The organism is Geomonas oryzisoli (genome assembly GCF_018986915.1).
Classification (GTDB): domain Bacteria; phylum Desulfobacterota; class Desulfuromonadia; order Geobacterales; family Geobacteraceae; genus Geomonas; species Geomonas oryzisoli.
Genome location: NZ_CP076723.1, coordinates 223,127 through 243,066, shown reverse-complemented (window position 1 = coordinate 243,066; position 19,940 = coordinate 223,127). Strand labels below are relative to the sequence as shown.

General features: G+C 63.9%; 19 protein-coding genes and 1 tRNA gene. 17 read left to right on the top strand and 3 right to left on the bottom strand.

What is annotated here, in order from left to right:
* Positions 1 to 40: 40 nt before the first annotated feature.
* A complete protein-coding gene (locus KP004_RS01085; protein WP_216800557.1) occupies positions 41 to 694 on the top strand; it encodes a hypothetical protein in 654 nt (217 codons plus the stop codon).
* 229 nt (positions 695 to 923) lie between these two features.
* Here the strand turns inward: KP004_RS01085 and KP004_RS01080 are convergent, their stop codons facing one another.
* The 3 genes from KP004_RS01080 to KP004_RS01070 form a co-directional block, all read right to left on the bottom strand.
* Entirely contained in the window at positions 924 to 2,306 is a 1,383-nt protein-coding gene (locus KP004_RS01080) for an OmpA family protein (RefSeq protein ID WP_216800556.1), read from the bottom strand.
* Between the two features lie 70 nt (positions 2,307 to 2,376).
* Entirely contained in the window at positions 2,377 to 2,802 is a 426-nt protein-coding gene (mscL, locus tag KP004_RS01075; protein ID WP_216800555.1) for a large conductance mechanosensitive channel protein MscL, read from the bottom strand.
* 241 nt (positions 2,803 to 3,043) lie between these two features.
* The gene (locus KP004_RS01070) at positions 3,044 to 3,673 is read right to left on the bottom strand and encodes a cation efflux transmembrane domain-containing protein (RefSeq protein WP_216800554.1); all 630 of its coding nucleotides are present in this window, start codon (positions 3,671 to 3,673) and stop codon (positions 3,044 to 3,046) included.
* Positions 3,674 to 3,958: 285 nt separating this feature from the next.
* Here KP004_RS01070 and KP004_RS01065 point away from each other — a divergent pair.
* The 16 genes from KP004_RS01065 (at position 3,959) to KP004_RS00990 (ending at position 19,934) form a co-directional block, all read left to right on the top strand.
* A tRNA-Asn gene (locus KP004_RS01065) sits at positions 3,959 to 4,034 on the top strand.
* A 219-nt stretch (positions 4,035 to 4,253) separates the two neighbouring features.
* Positions 4,254 to 5,003: a hypothetical protein gene (locus KP004_RS01060; protein ID WP_216800553.1), complete on the top strand. Its 750-nt coding sequence runs from the start codon at positions 4,254 to 4,256 to the stop codon at positions 5,001 to 5,003.
* A gap of 25 nt (positions 5,004 to 5,028) precedes the next feature.
* Positions 5,029 to 5,832 carry an amino acid kinase family protein gene (locus KP004_RS01055; RefSeq protein WP_216800552.1) on the top strand — a complete coding sequence of 268 codons (804 nt, stop codon included), beginning with the start codon at positions 5,029 to 5,031 and terminating at the stop codon, positions 5,830 to 5,832.
* A 116-nt stretch (positions 5,833 to 5,948) separates the two neighbouring features.
* Positions 5,949 to 6,161: a hypothetical protein gene (locus KP004_RS01050; protein WP_216496797.1), complete on the top strand. Its 213-nt coding sequence runs from the start codon at positions 5,949 to 5,951 to the stop codon at positions 6,159 to 6,161.
* A gap of 218 nt (positions 6,162 to 6,379) precedes the next feature.
* Positions 6,380 to 7,012, top strand: a complete 633-nt coding sequence (locus tag KP004_RS01045) for a TetR/AcrR family transcriptional regulator (protein ID WP_216800551.1) — start codon at positions 6,380 to 6,382, stop codon at positions 7,010 to 7,012.
* Positions 7,013 to 7,038: 26 nt separating this feature from the next.
* The gene (locus KP004_RS01040; RefSeq protein ID WP_216800550.1) at positions 7,039 to 8,376 is read left to right on the top strand and encodes a TolC family protein; all 1,338 of its coding nucleotides are present in this window, start codon (positions 7,039 to 7,041) and stop codon (positions 8,374 to 8,376) included.
* An 18-nt stretch (positions 8,377 to 8,394) separates the two neighbouring features.
* Positions 8,395 to 9,393, top strand: a complete 999-nt coding sequence (locus tag KP004_RS01035; RefSeq protein WP_216800549.1) for an HlyD family secretion protein — start codon at positions 8,395 to 8,397, stop codon at positions 9,391 to 9,393.
* Position 9,394: 1 nt separating this feature from the next.
* Positions 9,395 to 10,369: an ABC transporter ATP-binding protein gene (locus tag KP004_RS01030; protein ID WP_216800548.1), complete on the top strand. Its 975-nt coding sequence runs from the start codon at positions 9,395 to 9,397 to the stop codon at positions 10,367 to 10,369.
* Complete coding sequence (locus KP004_RS01025) at positions 10,366 to 11,385, top strand: ABC transporter ATP-binding protein (protein ID WP_216800547.1); 1,020 nt, start codon at positions 10,366 to 10,368, stop codon at positions 11,383 to 11,385. The genes KP004_RS01030 and KP004_RS01025 overlap by 4 nt, the downstream gene beginning before the upstream one ends.
* Positions 11,382 to 12,515 (top strand): ABC transporter permease, encoded by a 1,134-nt coding sequence (locus tag KP004_RS01020; protein WP_216800546.1) that lies wholly within the window; start codon positions 11,382 to 11,384, stop codon positions 12,513 to 12,515. Before KP004_RS01025 ends, KP004_RS01020 begins: the two co-directional genes overlap by 4 nt.
* A 10-nt stretch (positions 12,516 to 12,525) precedes the next feature.
* Positions 12,526 to 13,656 carry an ABC transporter permease gene (locus KP004_RS01015; protein WP_216800545.1) on the top strand — a complete coding sequence of 377 codons (1,131 nt, stop codon included), beginning with the start codon at positions 12,526 to 12,528 and terminating at the stop codon, positions 13,654 to 13,656.
* A gap of 121 nt (positions 13,657 to 13,777) precedes the next feature.
* Complete coding sequence (locus KP004_RS01010; RefSeq protein ID WP_239026891.1) at positions 13,778 to 14,320, top strand: C-GCAxxG-C-C family protein; 543 nt, start codon at positions 13,778 to 13,780, stop codon at positions 14,318 to 14,320.
* A 234-nt stretch (positions 14,321 to 14,554) separates the two neighbouring features.
* Positions 14,555 to 16,261 carry a sensor histidine kinase gene (locus tag KP004_RS01005; RefSeq protein ID WP_216800544.1) on the top strand — a complete coding sequence of 569 codons (1,707 nt, stop codon included), beginning with the start codon at positions 14,555 to 14,557 and terminating at the stop codon, positions 16,259 to 16,261.
* 1 nt (position 16,262) lies between these two features.
* The gene (locus tag KP004_RS01000) at positions 16,263 to 16,898 is read left to right on the top strand and encodes a response regulator (RefSeq protein ID WP_216800543.1); all 636 of its coding nucleotides are present in this window, start codon (positions 16,263 to 16,265) and stop codon (positions 16,896 to 16,898) included.
* Positions 16,899 to 17,122: 224 nt separating this feature from the next.
* Positions 17,123 to 18,235 (top strand): hydrogenase small subunit, encoded by a 1,113-nt coding sequence (locus KP004_RS00995; protein WP_216800542.1) that lies wholly within the window; start codon positions 17,123 to 17,125, stop codon positions 18,233 to 18,235.
* A 1-nt stretch (position 18,236) separates the two neighbouring features.
* Positions 18,237 to 19,934: a nickel-dependent hydrogenase large subunit gene (locus KP004_RS00990; RefSeq protein ID WP_216800541.1), complete on the top strand. Its 1,698-nt coding sequence runs from the start codon at positions 18,237 to 18,239 to the stop codon at positions 19,932 to 19,934.
* Positions 19,935 to 19,940: the final 6 nt, after the last annotated feature.

Genomic DNA, 19,940 nt, shown 5'->3' with positions numbered 1-19,940 from the left:
GGCGTTTACAGATCCGTAGACCCCAAAGGGGGCAAGCGTCATGCTGAGACTCGACTACACCGTCACCCGCAAGTTCGAGGAACTGGCCGAAAAGGCGAAAAAGGTCAGCTCCTCCCAGCTGATCAACGACATCGCGGCCACCGTCGATTCCAAGCTGTTCCAGGACTGGGCCAACTCGGCGCTCAGCCTGCTGCAGCAGATCTTCGGTGAGGAAAGCGCCTACTACCGCAACTTCCAGTCCATCTATTCCAAGATCATCAACATCACCTACAAGGAAAGCTTCGACAACTGCCGCGCCATCGTGCAGTCCGCCCGCGAGGAATACGAACAGGGAGGCCTCACCGAGATCAGCCTTTTTCTGGACCATGCGGTGCTGGAATACCTGGGCGGCAGGACCTCCGATTTTTTGAAACGCGGTGACAACCATACCGCCTGCATCCTTGCCTCGGTGCTGCTGGAACAGGTGCTGATGCTGATCTGCGCCAACAAGGGGATCGCGACGGGAAGCACCGATGAGATGAACGAGGCGCTCTACCAGGCGAAGGCATACCAGGTGGGGACCTACCAGCGGGTCAAGGACTGGTGCTACATGAAAGCGGACTTCCTGTCCGGACAGGGAGAGAGGTACCGCACCGCGGACGTAGACGAGATGCTGCGCGGCGTGCAGCGGTTCATCGCGAAAGAGATAGGTTAGAGGGAGACCAACTCTCCTCCCCCTGGAGGGGGGAGGACGGGAGGGGGGATTGTTTGAACGAGCCGCCTGCTCCCCCTCCCTAGCCCTCCCCCTCCGGGGGAGGGGAGCGGAGTGAGATAGCGTCGAGACAACACAACAAAAAGGGGAAGCCATACGGCCTCCCCTTTTTTATTGGGCAATTTGTGATCAGCAACGGCCCGGTTCTCTTAATCTTAATCTTAATCTTTGTCTATTTAGTAACCACGCAGTCGATGATGGCGTTGATCCTGCGGTTCTTGGCGCGGCCTTCGGCGGTGCTGTTATAGGCGATACGCCTGGTGTAGCCGTAACCTTTGGCGGCGAGGCGGCTCTTCTCGATGCCGAAGTTGTCGACCAGGTACTGCACCGCGCTCTCGGCGCGCTCCCGCGACAGCTTCATGTTGTACTCGTACCCGCCGACGTTATCGGTATGCCCTTCGATGACCGCGGTGGTGGTCGGGTATTTCTTCATGTAGTCGGCTACCTTCGCCATTTCATCCTTGTACTGCGGCTTGATGTTCGCCTTGCCGGTGTCGAATTCGACCACCAGCGCCATGCACAGACGCTCGGGAGGCTTGACCTCCTTCACGTCGAAGGCACAGTCGATGATCGCCTCGATACGACGGTTCGCCTGCCGCCCCTCGTCGGTGGCGTTGGACGCCACGGGGCGCGCCATGCCGAAGCCGCGCGCCTCGAGACGGGAGCGGTCGATGCCGCAGCTGGCGACCATGTAGTCGACTACGGCCTCGGCGCGACGCTTGGAGAGGCCGAGGTTGTACTCGGGTGCTCCCACGTTGTCGGTGTGCCCCTCGATCACGGCGGTGGTGGTCGGATACTGCTTCATGAACTCGCAGACCACACCGATCTGATCCTTGTCCTCCTGACGGATGGCCGCCTTGTCAATGTCGAACTCGCCGTGCAGAGTGACGCAGTACTTGTAGTGACCCGGGGTCGGCTCAGCCGCAGGCACCGGCTCCAGCGGCGGTTCCTCGGCAGGTGCCGGTGCCGGCGGTGCCGGTTCCGGTTTGGCCGCAACTGCAGGTGCCGCTTTAACGCCGCCGAATACGAAATCAACGCCGACGCTGTACTCCAGGTTGTGGAACGACTCGCCGTCTTCCCTCAGGATCAGGTGCCTCAGATCGCCGCGCAAGGCCAGCGCATCGGTGAGGAAGTATTTCAAGCCGACACCGTAATTGAAAGCGGGCCTGCTGGTCTCGAAGTTTCCCTTCGCTTCGCGGGACTGTCCGCCGTAGCCGGCGGCGACGTAGGGAACCAGCTGCCGGTCCGGAAGGAAGTGATAAAGCATGTCGAGGTGGTAGTTGTAGGCATCGAGGTCGCCGATGTTGCTGTTCCGCTTTCCTTCGGTGGGAACGTAGTCGAACACGGCTTCGAGTCCGAAGTGCTGGGTGAGGTTGTAGCCGCCGCGCACCCCGAAGGCCGGCGCGGTCTCCAGGTGTTCCTTGCCGATGAAGGTGTAGCCGCCGACAAAGGGTGAGAGGGAGAAGCTTTGCGCCTTGATTTCGGCGCGTGCCTGCGGGAGCAGGGTGAACAACAGTGCTGGAACCAGAACAAGCAACAGCAGGTACTTTTTCATCTGACACCTCCTCTGTTTGTTTAGGCTTCTAATGTTGTCTAGCTTTTCGGGTGCGCGGCTCGTTCAGCTCCTACTGGTTGGATGTGCAATTGGGGCAGCGTGAAGCCTTGACCGGAATCATGGTGCAGCAGTGCGGGCATTCCTTGGTGGTCACGGGTGCGGCCGGTGCCGGCATCAGCCTGTTGACCTGCCGCACCAGCAGGAACAGTGCAAAGGCTACGATGACGAAGTCGAACACGGAGTTCAGGAAGAGGCCGTAGGCGATCACTGGTACCCCCGCGGCCTTGGCTTCCGCTACCGACCGGACCGGGGTGCTGGAGAGGTTGAGGAACAAGGAGGAAAAATCGATGTTGCCGAGGAGTCTGCCGATGGGGGGGGTGATGATGTCTGCGACGAAAGAGCTTACCACCTTGCCGAAGGCCGCGCCGATGACGACCGCAATTGCCAGATCGAGCACGTTTCCCTTCAACGCGAACTGCTTGAATTCTTTGAGCATCTACGAGCGCCCTCCTTTGTTAAAACGATAGCAGCCAAAACACATGAGAAAGGCTACCATCCTTTGCACGGGGCGCAAGAAAAGCTGCTCCTTTTTTACCAGCTTAGTAGGAGCACTACGGGGAGCGAATCCGTTCGGGCAAAGAGGAGTCGCTCTTCGATTCCGGTCATCGGCACCATAAACGGTGCAGGCGGTCTCGACACGAAAAGTTGTGGTCAGCCTCCGGCTAACCCGCTGAACTTCAACTGCATGAACAGGGGAGGCCGCTTGCCTTGTCGAAGGCCTCCTTCCCCTCTTTCAGGCTGAACCAGGCGATACCGAGGGCTCCGGCCGAATCGAGCCAGCCGATGCCGGTAAGGTAGTAGCCGGCGCTGGAGACAAGCAGGATGACGGAGAGATAGAGACAGACCTTGGTGCAGGCGGCGTCGGCGAGGATGGCCTGGGAGCCGAGCGCCTTCCCCACCTTGACCTTCTGCTGGATCAACAGCCACATGGAAAGTATGGAGATGCAGGAAACGACGATACCCCAGAAGGTGGTGGTGGGCGCGTGGCCGCGAAAGGCGTCATAAGCGGCGGTGAAGAGGAGTCCGGCCGCAAGGAGGTAAAAGCCGCCGCCGGTTATCCTGAGCGCGCCGCGCTCGAACTGGTCGGGGGCCTGCTCGGGGTTTTCCCGCTGGCGGCGCACCATGTGCCAGATGCCCGCGCCGGAAACCACCTCGACGAAGGAGTCCAGACCGAACCCGAAGAGCGCCAGTGATTCGTCTTCGAAACCGAACCAGGCGGACACGACCCCTTCGAGGATGTTGTAGAAGATGGTGATGAGCGCCAGGAGCGCCGCCGTCCGGTACAGCCTTTCGAGTTGCCTGTTCATGGGGTCCTTTTGGCATCCAGGAGAATGTATCAAGAGTTTTGAATATATCCCGCGGCGGCGATTAATGTCAACGCCAGGGAACACCGCGCCGCAGACTCTATGAGGCATGCGAACAGGACTGCAGCACAAGTAATCGATTTGCCGACACTACGAAATCAAGCAAATATCCCCGTGCAAAAAATGACAGGCTCTATTGAAGAGGCAGCAGAAATATTATTGACAGCCAAAAACCGCTATGCTATACACGTAATCTCTTCGCGGCACAGGGCGAAGAAAACCAGATATTCCCGAGTAGATCAGTCGGTAGATCAGCGGACTGTTAATCCGTGTGTCGTAGGTTCGAGTCCTACCTCGGGAGCCAAAAATCAATAGGGTTACGACATAGTCGTAACCCTTTTTCATTTCTTGCACCGGTTATCCCTTCAAACGCGAAGCGTCCATAGGCACAACGAACCACACCTCACTACCAAAGAAAAAATAACTTTTTTTCATACCTAGCGCTCCCCCTCCCCTTAAGTTCCTGCAACACCATGCTATAGTATGTCGGTCGCTCCCGTTCACTCCAAAGAGAGCAGCCGCCATGCCAGTACGAGTACTGATAGCTATCGACGATACGGATAATTCTGTCAGCAGGGGAACCGGTGAGATCGCCTCGCTCATCGCCGAAGCCATCGAGGAGAACGGCTGGGGGACAGCCGGGTTCATCAGCCGGCACCAGTTGCTGGTCCATCCCGACATACCCTACACCTCGCACAACAGCACCATGTGCTTTCCGGTGGAGATGCAGCAGGGGGCTCTTGCGCAGTTGATCTCCTTCGCCTGCGACTTCCTGGGACGGGAGTGCGCCGACGGCTCCGATCCGGGACTCTGCGTCGCTGTCCTTGAGCAGATCGCAGCCCCTGCCGAGCTGGTAGCGTTCGGCAGGCGGGCCAAACTGGAGGTGATCACCAAGAGTGAGGCCACGGAGCTGGCCGGCAGACTCGGGGTGCACCTGTCCGAGCATGGCGGGACCGGCCACGGCGTGATCGGTGCCCTTGCCGGCGTGGGGCTGCGACTGTCGGGCGACGACGGCCGCATGAGAGGAAGCCTCACCGGGGTACGCCCCGGGCTGGTGCTCACCGTGCGGGAGCTTCTCGAGCAGCCGGACGTCGACGCGGTGCGCGGCCTCGACGGAAGCACGCTGGCCCCGGAAGAGCCGGTCTCCATCGGGGATAAGCCGAAGACGGTGCTGCGCGGCGGGGCATCGGTGCTGCTGGTTCGCCCTCCGGATCATCCAATCGAGAACGTCTCGTGGGAGACCCTCCCCCGAAGGCTGCTGCGGGAATATTAGTGAACCCAACACTGGAGGTTCTGTTATGAATGCACGACATGAAATCGAATCGCACCTGAAGGGGGAAACACTGGTCCGCAAGGGGCTCAAGCGCGGGGCAGGAGCCGCCACGCTTCGGCTCGTTCCCGACCTGAACGTGGTCAAGATCGGCGGGCACGGCATCATCGACTACGGGCGCGAGGTGGTCCTGCCGCTTCTGGAGGAGATCGGCGAGCTGTCCCGGGAAAACCAGCTCATGGTGGTTACCGGCGGCGGCGTAAGGGTGCGCCACATCCTGGACATCGGCATCGACCTCGGCATGCCGACCGGCGTCCTTGCCGAGCTCGCCGGGAAGATCAGCGAGCAGAATGCCGAGATCGTCACCCTGCTCCTCTCCCGCTGGGGGGGGAGCCGCGTCAAGACCGGCGACCTCCTCGACCTCCCCACCATGCTGCACCTGAAGCTGCTGCCGGTGATCCACGGCACCCCGCCCTACGGGCTCTACGAGCACCCGCCGGAGACGGGCCTCATCCCGCCGCACCGCACCGACACCGGCGCCCTGCTCATGGCGGAGGTGCTGGGGGCGAAGAGCTGCATCCTGGTCAAGAACGTCGACGGGCTCTTCACGGAAGATCCGCGCGTGAACCCCAAGGCGGAACTGATCGAGGAGATCACGGTGGACGAGCTGATCAAGATGGACATGGAGGACATGGTCCTGGAGCGGAAGATGCTCTACCTCTTGCGGGACATGGCCAACGTGAAGGAGATTCGCATCGTCAACGGCCACAAGCGCGGCACCGTGGGGATGGCGATCCGCAAGGAGAAGGTGGGCACCCTGATCAGGGTGTGAGGAAGCGGGTCGACACTTTCATGTGATACATCGACTGGCCGTCCACATGATCAACCTGTATAATGAAGGTGTACCCCCTCCTCATGGAGGATAAAAAGGAAAGGAGGCACCCTTTCATGGCAGGCAAAATCTTTTATCGGCACAGGACCAAGATGCAGGACGGAGCCCACCAGCCGCGGCACGTACTGGTGGCGGTAGCGGACCTCGATCTCAAGGTGTACGGCCAGCACATGCGCATGTGCGAACTGAAGTTCATCGCGGAGTCGCTCGGAGCCGAGCTGCTCGAGCTGCCGCGCGGGCCGAAGCACCAGGGTGAAGAGGAAGACTAGGAAGGTTGGAAGTAGGACGTAGTAAAGGGGGCTGTCGACAGACAGCCCCCCTTTCTTTTTAGCTAGTAGCGATGCGTGTTGGTTTTCCGCCTCAATAACTTCCCCACTCCCCCACCGTCCTCCCCCACCCTGCCCACCTCTTCTCACGACCACTTGACATACTGCGCAACACGACCTATAGTCACACCTGACCATCGGTCAACTTAAGGAGAGACGTGATGAGCAACACCACCGAACGGATCCCCGCCGCTGCCGGCCGCCAGTCCGGCCGCAGGGCGAAGAGAAGCGAAGAAACCAGGGAGCGGATCTTTCGTGCCGCGCTCTCGCTCTTTGCGGAGAGAGGGTTCAACGCCACCACGATAGAGGCGATCACCGCCGCCGCGGACGTGGGCAAGGGAACCTTCTTCAACTACTTCGACAACAAGGAAAGCGTTCTGCTGGAATACCGGGAACTGCAGATGGAGCGGGTGGCGGAATTCGTCGCGAGCAACCGTGACTCGGACCGCCCGCTCGCGCCGCTTCTGCTGCAACTGGCGGTGACGCTGACCATGGAGCAGGAAAAGAGTCCCGGGCTGATCCAGAGCCTGATGACCGCCGTGTTCGGCAGCGAGACGGTCCAGAAGCGGATGGCGGAGGCGATGCAGCGTAACATCGAGCAGCTCGCCGTCCTGATCGCCAGACGCCAGCAGTCAGGGGAGCTCCGCAGCGACCTCGATGCCTTCAGCATCGCGCAGAGCTTCCAGCGCATCATCTTCGGCACCATGATCACCTGGTCGCTCAACCCGGTTGATCCGCTGGAAGAGAACCTGAAAAAGAGCATCCAGGTCTTCGTGGACGGAGCGCGCTCGTAACAGCAACAGGCAACGAAGGACACGCCATGATCGTAAAGACCTTGAAACTGGTGACCGTTTTACTGCTGCTCGGGATGGCGGTCAGGGAGGCCGCCGCCCAGGACTCCCCGCCTGTCGCGCTGTCGCTGGACCAGGCCATCACCCGCGGGCTGGAGACGAACCTCAACGCGGTCCTCGCCAGGACCAGGGTGGACGAGGCGGAAGGGACGCGGGAACGGAGGCTCTCCAGCTACCTCCCGCACCTGCGCATCGAGACTCCCTTCGCCTGGCAAACCCGCAACCTGCGCGCCCAGGGGATCAGCCTCCCGAACTCTCCCGCCGTGGTCGGCCCCTTCACCAGCTACGACTTCCGCATCTACGGCGAGCAGAACATCCTCGACCTGCAGAGCTACCACACCATCAAGGCGGCTGAGAAGGAAAAGCAGGCCAGGCTCGACGATTACCGGGACGCGCGCGGGGGGGTGATCCGCCTGGTCACCGTGCAGTACCTGAACGCGGCCTACACCGAGGCCCGGGTGGCGACGGCGCAGAGCCGGGTGCAGACATCGGAGGTGCTGGAGAAGCTCGCCCGGGACCAGCGCGCCGCCGGGGTGGCCGACGGCCTGGACGTGCTGCGCGCCCAGGTTCAGCTCGCCAACGACCGCCAGAACCTCCTGGTGACGCGTAACAACGCACAGCTCGCCCTGCTCGCCCTCTCCCGCAGCGTCGGCATCGATCTCGGCACCCCTGTCACGCTCACCGACAAGCTCGCCTACAAGCCCCTGGAACCGCCGCGGATCGAGCAGGGAATCCAGGCAGCCCTGGAGAGCCGTCCCGACTACCGTTCGCTGTTTTCCCAGCGCGCCTCGCTGGAGGAGCAGGTGAAGGCCTCCCGCTCACGCTACCTTCCGAAGATCGTGGTGAGCGGTAACTACGGCACCAGCGGCCAGGAGATGAGCAACCTCGACCCCACCGGCATGCTCCAGGTCAACCTGGTGCTGAACCTGTTCGACTACGACCGCAAGGGTGAGCGCCTGGAGCTGGACAGCCGCCTGGAACGCAACCAGCGCCAGATCGCCGACCTGAAGCTCGGCGTGGAGCAGGACATCCGGGAGGCCCTGTTAAACCTCACTTCCGCCACCGACCAGGTCGCCACCGCTCGCGAGGGGGCCGAGCTCGCCGAGCGCGAACTGCAGTACGCAGGCGACCGATTCAGAAACGGCATCGCCAACAACATCGAGGTGGTCACGGCGCAGGACGCGCTGGCGCGGGCCCGGGACAACGAACTGAACGCCCTGGCGCAGCATGCCGAGGCGAAGATCGCGCTCGCCCGCGCCCTGGGCGACACGGAAAAGGTGTACCGGCTCTTCCTGGGCATCGAATAATTGCGAGGTCATGCACCCATGAAAAGAAAACTGATCCCGATCATCCTGCTGGTCGCCGTGCTGGTCGGCGCCGGATACTTCTTCACCCATCGCGCCCATAACGACGCCGAGGCCACCTCGATCACCCTCTCCGGGAACATCGAGGCGCACGAGAGCGTGGTCGGCTTCAAGGTTCCCGGTCGGCTGGCGGAGCTCCCCATCGAGGAGGGACAGCTGGTCAAGGCGGGTGACGTCCTGGCCAGGCTGGACCAGGGGGACTACCGGCAGCAGGTCCAGATCGACGAGGCGGCCGTCGGCACGCGCCAGGCCGAGCTGGGGCTCGCGACGGCGGGAAGCCGTCCCCAGGAGAAGAAGGCGGCGCACCAGTCGGTGCTGGACGCCCAGGCCGACTACGAGCTGAAAAAGCACGACCTGCAGCGCTACCAGGCCCTCTACGAAAAGGACGAAGTCTCGGCGCAGGTGCGTGATACCGCCGCCGCGGCGCTGAAGCGGAGCCAGGCCGTCCTGGAGCGGGCGAAGCAGAACTACGACCAGGTGCTGGAAGGGGTGCGCAAGGAGCAGGTGGAGGTGAACCGCGCCGCCGTCCGCTCGGCGCGCCAGGCGCTGGAGCTCTCCAGGATCAAGCTCTCCTACACCACCCTCCAGTCCCCCATCACCGGCGTGGTGCTGGTGCGCCAGGCCGAACTGGGCGAGGTGCTGACTGCCGGGAGCCCGGTAGCCACCGTCGCCGACCTGGACCACCTCTGGATGCGCGGCTACCTGAGCGAGACCGATCTGGGCCGGGTGAAGCTCGGGCAGGTCGCCAAAGTCAAGAGCGACACCTACCCGGGCAAGACCTACCGGGGGCGGGTCTCCTTCATCTCCTCGCAGGCCGAGTTCACCCCGAAGTCGGTGGAGACCCACAAGGAGCGGGTGACCCTGGTGTACCGCATCAAGATCGAGCTGGAGAACCCCGGGCACGAGCTGAAGCCTGGGATGCCGGCGGATGCGACCCTGGCCGTAGCCCCGGCCAAGTGACATGAGCGAGGCAGGCAACGCCATAGAGCTCGACGGGCTCACCAAGTCCTTTCCCGGCGTGCGCGCCGTGGACGGGCTCACCTTCGCCGTCCGGCGCGGCGAGATCTTCGGGCTGGTCGGCCCCGACGGCGCCGGCAAGACCACCACGATGCGCATGCTCGCCGGGGTGCTCGCGCCGGATGAGGGGAGCGCCACCGTCGCCGGCTTCGATCTTTCCCGTGACGCCAAGAGGGCCAAGCACCGCATCAGTTACATGCCGCAGCGCTTCGGGCTGTACGAGGAGCTGACGGTGGACGAGAACATCCGCTTCTACGCCGACCTCTTCGGGGTGCCGCGCCAGGAGCGGGACGCGCGCGCTGTCGAGCTTTTGCGGGCGGCGGGGATGTCGGAGTTCCGCTCCCGCCTGGCCGGGAAACTCTCCGGCGGCATGAAGCAGAAACTGGGGCTCGTCTGCGCCCTGATCCACACCCCGGAGGTGATCCTGCTGGACGAGCCGACCAACGGGGTGGACCCGGTGTCGCGACGCGACTTCTGGCGCATCCTCTACACGCTCCTGGACCAGGGGGTGACCATCCTCACGACCACCGCCTACCTCGACGAGGCGGAGCGCTGCCACCGCGTGGCGCTTTTGCACGAGGGGCGCATGCTCTTTTGCGACACCCCCGCCAACCTGAAGGACTCCCTTCCCGGCGCCGTCCTCTCCATCGTCTGCGCGGAACCGCGCCCGGTGCGGGACCTCCTGGCCGGGGTGGAGGGGATCTCCACCGCGATGATCGTCGGGGACGGCCTGCACCTGGTGGTGCACGACCCCGGGCGCATGATCCCGGAACTGCGCGACCGCATCGCAGCGGCGGGGCTTTCCTGCGACGCCATCGAACAGGTCGCCCCCTCCATCGAAGACCTCTTCGTCGAGGCGGTACAGGGACAGGGAGCCCGGGAAGACGGCGACCGCGGCACACAAAGGGGCGAGCGATGAACGGCACCGCCCCCGCAGTCGTGGTGCAGGACCTGGTGAAGCGCTTCGGCGACTTCGTGGCGGTGGACCACATCTCGCTCCAGGCGAGCCCCGGCGAGATCTTCGGGTTCCTCGGGCCCAACGGCGCCGGCAAGTCCACCACCATCAGGATGCTCTGCGGCCTGCTGCGTCCCACCTCGGGCAAGGCCGTCGTGGCCGGGCTGGACGTGGCGCGCGAACCGGAGCGGGTGCGGCAGAACATCGGCTACATGTCGCAGAAGTTCTCCCTGTACAACGACCTGAAGGTGATCGAGAACCTGCGCTTCTTCGCCGGGATGTACAGCGTCCCCGCGGCCGAACAGAAGGAACGGATCGACTGGGCCATAGACATGGCGGGGCTCTCCGGGCGGGAACAGCTTCTCACCGGGACCCTCGCCGCGGGGTGGAAGCAGCGCCTGGCCCTGGGGTGCGCCGTCCTGCACCGCCCACCCATCGTCTTCCTGGACGAACCTACCTCCGGGGTCGACCCCATCTCGCGCCGGCTCTTCTGGGAGCTGATCCACCGCATGGCCGACGACGGGGTCACCGTCTTCGTGACCACCCATTACATGGACGAGGCCGAGTACTGCAACCGCCTGGTGCTGATCGACCGCGGCAGGATCGTCGCCTCGGGTTCGCCGCTTGAGCTGAAGGAAAAGAGCATGGCGGGGAACCTGCTGCTGCTCGAGTGCGACCAGGTGGGGAAGGCCCTGGAGGAGTTGCAGCGGGCGCCGGGGGTGTCCGATGCCGCCATCTTCGGCAACGCGCTGCACCTGGTGGTCCCCTCGGCGGAGCGGGCCATCCCGGAGGTGAAGGGCTTTCTCGCCGAGCGCGGCATCACCGCGACCCGCATCGAACAGATCCGCCCCTCGCTGGAGGACGTCTTCGTGTCGCTGACCAGCCTCAACAAAACCGAAGAGAACAGGGATAAAAGGGATAACCGGGATAAAGGCGATCAAACGGAGACGGCCGTAACCGACAAGGAGAAGGGGCAATGAACTGGAACCGGCTCTGCGCCATGGCGCGCAAGGAAATGATCCAGATCCGGCGCGACGCCCGCAGCATCGGCATCGTCATCGCCATGCCCATCGTGATGATGTTCGCCTTCGGCTACGGCGTGAGCTTCGACACCAAACACATCCCGGTCTACATCTACGACCAGGAAAAGAGCCAGCAAAGCCAGGACTTCCTGAAGCGCTTCCAGTCGTCGGTCTATTTCCGGGTGGTCAAGACGGTGTCGAACTACCCGGAACTGGTGCGGGCCATCGACGCCGGGCAGTGTCAGATCGGACTCGTGGTGCCCCCCGATTTCTCCAGAAAACTCCGCTCGGGACAGAAGGTGAGCGTGCAGGCGATCTTCGACGGCACCGACAGCAACAGCGCGAGCCTCGGCATGAGCTACACCGAGGCGGTGGCGCAGGCCCACTCCCAGCAGCTCCAGCTGGAATGGCTGCAGGGACGCGGACAGGGACAGGCGCGGCTTCCCCTGAGCGTCGACGCCCGGACTTGGTTCAACGAGAACCTGGAGAGCATGGTCACCATCGTCCCCGGCGTGGTGGCCATGGTGATGGCGGTGGTCGGGACCTTCCTCACCTCGCTTACCGTGGCACGGGAGTGGGAGCGCGGCACCATGGAGCAGCTGATCTCCACCCCGGTGACGCCGCTGGAGATCATGCTCGGCAAGCTCGCCCCCTACGTTGTGATCGGGCTCGCCGACACGAGCCTCTGCGCCATCATGGGGGTGTGGTGGTTCGGCGTCCCCTTCCGGGGGCACATCTGGGTCTTTTTGCTGAGCACCCTCCTCTTTCTGATCGTGGTGCTGTCGCTTGGGTACTTCTTCTCCGTGGTCGCCAAGACCCAGCTTGCGGCAAGCCAGATCTCCCTGATAGCCACCTTCCTGCCGGCGTTCCTGCTGTCGGGGTTCATGTACCCCATCGACCAGATGCCCGCCCTGGTGCAGGGGATCACCCACGTCGTGCCGGCGCGCTACTACATGGCCATCCTGCGCAACGTCTTTTTGAAGGGGTCCCCGGTGCTGACCATGTGGCAGGATCTGCTGGGGCTCGCCATCTTCGCAACCCTGCTCGGCCTGGCGGCGACGCGGGTCTTCCACAAGAAGCTGAGCTGAAGGGGGTAACATGCTGGGCCGCCTGCGCCAGATGCTGATCAAGGAGTTCCTGCACGTCATCCGCGACAAGAGGGCGCGCTTCTTCCTGTTCGCCCCTCCCATCATCCAGACGCTGGTCTTCGGCTACGCCGCCACGCTGGAGATCAAACACGTCCCCGTCGCCGTAGTCGACTACGACAACAGCCAGGTGAGCCGCGACCTCGTCTCCCGATTCCAGGCAAGCCGCTACTTCGAGGTGCGCCGCATCGCCGACCGGCGCGAGATCCCGGACCTGATCGACCGCGACCAGGTGACCATGGCGCTGCAGATCAACGACGGTTTCGCCCGCGACCTGCGCAAGGGAGAAACCGCCCACCTGCAGGTGGTGGTGGACGCCAGCAACTCCAACACCGCGCTGGTGGGGCTTGGTTACGTGAACCAGGTGGCGCAGGCATTCGCGCGGCAGTACCGCATCGAGGCGCTGAACCGGCAGGCTCCCGGTGTCGCCGCCTCTCTCCCGGAGATCGTGGTGGAGCGCCGCCCCTGGTACAACCCGGACATGACCAGCCAGTGGTTCTTCGTGCCGGGTGTCATCGGCAACCTGGTGCTGGTGATCGTGGTGACGCTGACCGCCTTCGCGGTGGTGCGCGAGCGCGAGATCGGAACACTGGAGCAGATCATGGTGACGCCGATACGGCGCACCGAGTTCATCCTGGGCAAGACCATCCCCTTCTTCCTGATCGGGCTTTTGGACACGGCGCTGATCAGCCTGGCGGGGACGCTCTGGTTCCGGGTGCCGCTCACCGGAAGCCTCCTGGTGCTCGCCGCCGGCACCGTCTGCTTCATCCTGTGCATGCTCGGCGTGGGGCTGTTCATCTCGACCGTCTCGGCGACCCAGCAGCAGGCGATGGTCACCAGCTTCTTCTTCATCATGCCCGCCGTCATCTTCTCAGGCTTCGGCTCCCCCATCTCCAGCATGCCGGTGTTCCTGCAACGGCTCACCTACCTGAACCCGCTGCGCTACCAGGAGGTGGTGCTGAGAAGCGTCTACCTCAAAGGGGTCGGCTTCGAGGTGCTCTGGCCCCAGATCGCGGCCATGGCGCTCATCGGCGTGGTGATGCTCACTGTAAGCGTGCTCCGCTTCCGCAAGTCACTCGAATAGCGCCGGTTCTGCTGTACCGCCTCGACACTTCCTTTAATTCAAATAATGTGATACAACACATCCTCCGTAGCTCCCCCAAACCGCGGCAGGTCCTGCCGCGGCCACCATATCGGAGGTTTTCGTGGAAAAGGAAAAGCAACAGGAACTGATCAGCAGGCGCGACATGCTGAAAGGCTCGCTCTGCCTGGGCGTCTGCCTCGCAGCGGGTAGCATCACCAGCGAGGCCGGAGCGGCCGTGGACGCCAGACCCGCAGCGGGACGCCCGGAAGCGGCCAGGAAGCATTTCCTGAAATCGATGAACTGCTCCCAGGCCATCCTGGAAAACTACGCCCCCGCCTACGGCGTCAACCCCGAGGTCGCCTGCAGGCTCGCCACCGGCTTTGCCGGCGGCATGGTCGCCGGTCGCGAGTGCGGCGCCGTCACCGGCGCCTACATGGTGCTGGGACTTGCCCACGGCCCCAAGGAGAAGAAGGTGTTCCCCAAGATCGAGGCCTTCAACAACGAGTTCAAGGCACGTCACGGCGAGTTGGACTGCTCCCGCCTGCTCGGTATCGACATGGGGACCAAGGCAGGAATGAAAGAAGCCGACAGGAAGGGTCTCTTCAAGACCCGCTGCCCCAACTACGTGAAAAGTGCGGCGGAGATCCTGGAAAAGATGATCTAGCCTCGCCCCTCCCTGCCCCTGCCCCCGCCCGGGGCGGGGAGGCTGTGGACGATAGTCCACCGTTTCATTTTTTCCCGCCCGATCCCACCCTTTGCGCCGCCCAATCGCATCTAAATCATTGACGTAACGTAAACAGCATGTATAGAATGCTGCCCCTGAAGCGAATCCTAATGATAGGACGCTCCCCCGACGTCACGCCTTCAGCCGCTGTCCTGGAAGCAGGAGAACGACCCGATGACGCAACTGAGATTCCATTCAAAAACCCGGGCGGAGTACCTGATCGCCACCGGGCGCGTCATCCTGGCCGCGTTCTTCCTCTTCGCCGTCTGGCTCGACCCATCCGAACCTTCCCGCTACGCCCACATCACCTACGGCATCCTTACCGCGTACCTCGGCTACTCCGTGGTGATCGCGGCGGTGAGCTGGCGCCGGGGCCTGGCCTGGGGCATCCTGCACCTGGTCACCCACAGCGTCGACCTGCTGGTGTTCACCTGCCTCATGTTCCTCACCACCGGCCCCAACAGCCCTTTTTTCGTCTACTTCATCTTCATCCTGGTCTGCGCCACCTTCCGGTGGCAGTGGCGCGGCACCCTCTGGACCGCGGCAGCGGCCATGTCGGTCACTCTCCTGCTCGCCTGGTATCCATCCAACCTGCTCCTGGACCACAGTTTCGAGCTGAACCGCTTCATCATCCGCATCGCCTACCTGGCGGTGGTGGCGGCCCTGCTGGGATACCTGGGCGCCTACGAGGAGTCGATGCGGGAGATACTCGCCATGCTGTCCCAGTGGCCCGGGGAAACGCCGCCCGAGGAACCGGGGGAGGACGGCCAGGGGATGCTCGGTCATGCCGCCGCGATACTGAGGGCGCCGCGGGTGGTCCTTTTGTGGGAGGAGGAAGAGGAGCCCTGGCTGCACCTGCTGAGCTGGACGGCGGAGGGATGCCGTTACGAGTGGAAGGAGCCGGGCGTCTTCGGCGACATCGTGGCCAAAGGGCTGGAGCGGGCGAGCTTCTTTACCCGCGAAGCCGGCTTGGGTCAGGCGCTGGTGGTCTGCAACACCGCCGCCGGGCTGCAGGAACGCCGCGGCGCCCCGCTGCATCCGGAATTCGTGCGGTGCTTCAACGTCACCTCCGCGTGCGTCTCCCCGTTGGACGGCGAGAAGATCACGGGATACCTGGTCGCCCTGGACCGCCGTCACCTCACCCCGGACGACCTGGTGCTGGGGGGGATCGTCGCCCACGAGATCGCGGCCCGGCTCGACCACGCCCTGCTCCTGAAGCAGCTGCAGCAGGGCGCCGCGGCGGACGAGCGCCTGCGGCTCGCCCACGACCTGCACGACGGCCTGCTCCAGTCGCTGGCCGGAGCGGGGCTGCAACTGGCGACGGTGAGCCGCCTGATCGAGGCGGACCCCGCCGCGGCCAGGGAGAGCATCCGGCAGGTGCAGCAGCTGCTCGCCTCGGAGCAGCGGGACCTCAGAATGCAGATCAACGACATGAAGCAGCTCTTCTCCCGGCGCAAGAACGAGGAGTACGGACTGGCCAAGCGGCTGGACGAGCTGGCCGGCCGCATCAGGCGGCAATGGGAGATCGCCTGCTCCGTCACCTGCCACACCCCGGCGCCGCAGTTGCAGCGCAGCATCGCGCGCGAGATCTACTTCGTGGTGCACGAGGCGCTCATCAACGCGGTGCGCCACGCCGAGGCCACCACCTTGCGGGCGGAGATCAGCTTCGACGCGCAATGGGCCCGCATCACGGTAAGCGACGACGGGCGCGGCTTCGGCTTCCAGGGACGCTACGACCAGGACCAGCTGAGCGACCTCAAGCGCGGCCCGGTGACGCTGCGGGAGCGGATCGACGCGCTGAACGGGAAGCTCGTGATCGAATCCGGCGAGCGGGGCGCCCGCCTCGACATCACCCTGCCACTCGTGGAACTAGGAGGCTGACATGATACGACTGGTCATAGCCGATGACCATCCCCTGATCCTGAACGGGCTGACCGGCCTCTTCAACTTCGAGGAGGACTTCGAGGTGCTGGCAAGCTGCAGCAACGGCTCCGACGCCATCGAAGAGATCCGCCGGCAGCGCCCGGACGTGGCGGTGCTCGACATCCGCATGCCCGGCATGAGCGGCATCGACGTGGCCCGCAGGGTGACCGAGGAAAAGCTCGGCGCCCGGCTGGTGCTGCTCACCGCGGCCCTGGATGACGAGGACATGCTGGACGCGGTGATGCTCGGCATCCAGGGGGTGGTCCTGAAGGAGATGGCACCCCAGTTCCTGGTGCAGTGCATCCGCAAGGTGCATGCGGGCGAGCAGTGGCTGGAGCGCCGCTCCGCCAAGCAGGCCCTGGAAAAACTCCTGAAGCGCGAGGCGGGGGGGCGCGAGGTGGCCAACATCCTCACCCAGCGCGAGGTCGAGTTGGTACGCATGGTGTCCGGCGGGCTGCGCAACAAGGAGATCGCCGACAGGCTCTGTATCAGCGAGGGAACGGTGAAGGTACACCTGCACAACATCTACCAGAAGGTGAACGTGGATGGGCGCGTGGCGCTCCTGCGTTACGCACAGGAGAAGGGGCTCGTGTAACAGGGCCGGAAGGCAAAGGCGGGCGAATGATTATTCGCCCCTACAGAGACGTCAGCAAAATCCTTGTTTTACTCATAACCACCACTCATTCTGACTTTTTTTCTCGACATATCCATTTTCTCCTCTTGCAATAAAACATCTTTCTACTAAAATAACATATACTGCCAGTTCTGGTTCACGCGCCAAAGAGTCCACCGTTTCGCTGTCAGCAAGGGGAGGCCGGGATGAGCACGACGAGAACAGAGCGTAGTAAGGACACTTTCTCTATCAGCCAGATCCTGAAGGAACGCGGCGTCTCGCGACGCGACTTCCTCAAGTTCTGCTCAACGGTCACGGCGGCCCTGGCGCTGCCCCCCTCCTTCGCCCCGTCCGTGGCCCGGGCGCTGGACGAGGTGAAACGGCCGCCTTTAGTCTGGCTGGAATTCCAAGGCTGTACCGGCGACAGCGAGGCGCTGTTACGCTCGGCGAACCCCACCGTCGCCGAGATCGTCCTCGACATCCTCTCGGTCGACTACCACGAGACCATCATGGCCGCGGCGGGACACCAGGCCGAGGCGGCGCTGGACAAGACCATCACCGACTACAAGGGTAAGTACTTCGCGGTCATCGAGGGGTCCATCCCGATGAAGGACGGCGGGGTCTACGGCTGCGTGGGGGGCAAGTCCAACCTCGAGCGCGCCCGCCAGGTCTGCGGCAACGCGGCCGCCACCATCGCCATCGGCAACTGCGCCTCCTACGGCGGGATTCCCGCGGCAGCCCCCAACCCGACCGGCGCGGTGGGGGTCAAGGAGGCGGTCCCCGGCGCCACGGTGATCAACCTCCCCGGCTGCCCCTGCAACGCCGACAACCTGACCGCCACCATCGTGCACTACCTGGTCTTCAACAAGATCCCCGCACTCGACGGCCACGGCCGGCCGCTTTTCGCCTACGGCAAGCGCATCCATGACAACTGCGAGCGGCGCCCGCACTTCGACGCCGGCCAGTACGTGGAGAAGTGGGGGGACGACGGGCACCGCAAGGGATACTGCCTCTACAAGATGGGGTGTAAGGGCCCCGCCACCTTCCACAACTGCCCCACCCAGCGCTACAACGAGAAAACCGCCTGGCCCATCGGCTCGGGACACCCCTGCGTCGGCTGCGCCGAGCCCCAGTTCTGGGACGTCATGTCCCCCATGTACCGACGGCTCCCCAACGTGCCCGGCTTCGGCATCGAACACACCGCCGACGCCATCGGCCTGGGGCTCGCCGCGGGTGCCGCGGGCGCCTTCGTGGTGCACGGCGCGCTTTCCGCCATGAGAAAGGACAAGGAACCGGGCGAAGACGCCAAGGAGGACTAAGATGAGCAAGATCGTTGTCGACCCGATCACCAGGATCGAAGGGCACCTGCGCGTCGAGGCGGAAGTCTCCGGCGGCAAGATCAGCAATGCCTGGGTCTCCGGCACCATGTTCCGCGGCATCGAGACCATCCTCAAGGGGCGCGACCCGCGCGACGCCTGGTACTGGACCCAGCGCTTCTGCGGCGTCTGTACCACGGTGCACTCGATCGCCTCCATCCGCGCCGTCGAGGACGCGCTGAAGATCCCCGTGCCCCCCAACGCGCAGCTGATCCGCAACATCATCATCGCCATCCAGAACACCCAGGACCACGTGATCCACTTCTACCACCTGCACGCCCTGGACTGGGTGGACATCACCTCGGGGCTCAAGGCCGACCCGGTGAAGACCGCGCAGTTGGCCGCCTCCATCTCGGACTGGCCCAACAACTCGCCTACCTACTTCAAGTCGGTGCAGGACAAGGTGAAGGCCTTCGTCGCCTCGGGGCGGCTCGGCCCCTTCGCCAACGCCTACTGGGGGCACCCCGCCTACAAGCTCCCCCCCGAGGCGAACCTGATGGCCACCGCCCATTACCTGGAGGCGCTGGAGTGGCAAAAGGACATCATCAAGATCCACGCCATCCTGGGAAGCAAGAACCCGCACCCGCAGACCTTCCTGGTGGGTGGGATGTCGATCCCCATCGACCCGGACTCGCAGAACGCCCTGAACGCGGACAAGCTGATCGAGATAAAGCGCCTCTTGCACAAGGCCCAGGAATTCGTGGAGAAGGTCTACATCCCCGACCTCCTGGCGGTCGCCTCCTTCTACAAGGATTGGGCGGGGATCGGCGCCGGGGTCGGCAACTACATGTGCTACCCCGAGTTCCCGGACGCCGCCGGCAAGCCGTGGCTCCCCGGCGGCGCCATCCTGAACCGGGACATCTCCAAGGTGGTGCCGCTGGACCAGAAGAAGATCACCGAACACGTGGAGCACTCCTGGTACCAGGATGCGGGGAGCGAGGGGAAAGGGGTGCACCCGTGGGAGGGCTCCAGCGAGCCCAACTACACCGGCCCCAAGCCCCCCTACCAGTACCTCGACACGGACAAGAAGTACTCCTGGGTCAAGGCGCCGCGCTACGAGGAGAAACCGATGGAGGTCGGGCCGCTCTCCCGCGTGCTGGTCGCCTACGTCTCCGGGCACAAGGAGACCAAGGCGGCGGTGGACCTGGTGCTGAAGAAACTGGGCGTCGGCCCGGAGGCGCTCTTCTCCACCCTGGGGCGGACCGGCGCCCGCGGCATCGACTGCCTGGTCATCGCGCAGCAGGCCCCCAAGTGGCTGGACGAACTGATCGGCAACATCGCCAAGGGTGACCTGAGGATCCACTCCAACGAGCTGTGGGATCCCTCCACCTGGCCCGCCGAGGCGCACGGCTACGGCTGGCACGAGGCGCCCCGCGGCGGCCTGGGGCACTGGATCAAGATCAAGGACCAGAAGATACTCAACTACCAGGCGGTGGTCCCCTCCACCTGGAACGCGTCGCCGCGCGACGCCAAGGGGCAGGCGGGTCCCTACGAGGCGGCGCTTTTGGGCACGCCGGTCGCCGACCCGGAAAAGCCGCTGGAGATCCTGCGCACCATCCACTCCTTCGACCCCTGCCTGGCCTGCGCCGTGCACGTCCTCGACGCCACCGGGAACGAGATGGTCAGGGTGAAGGCATCCTAGAGGAGG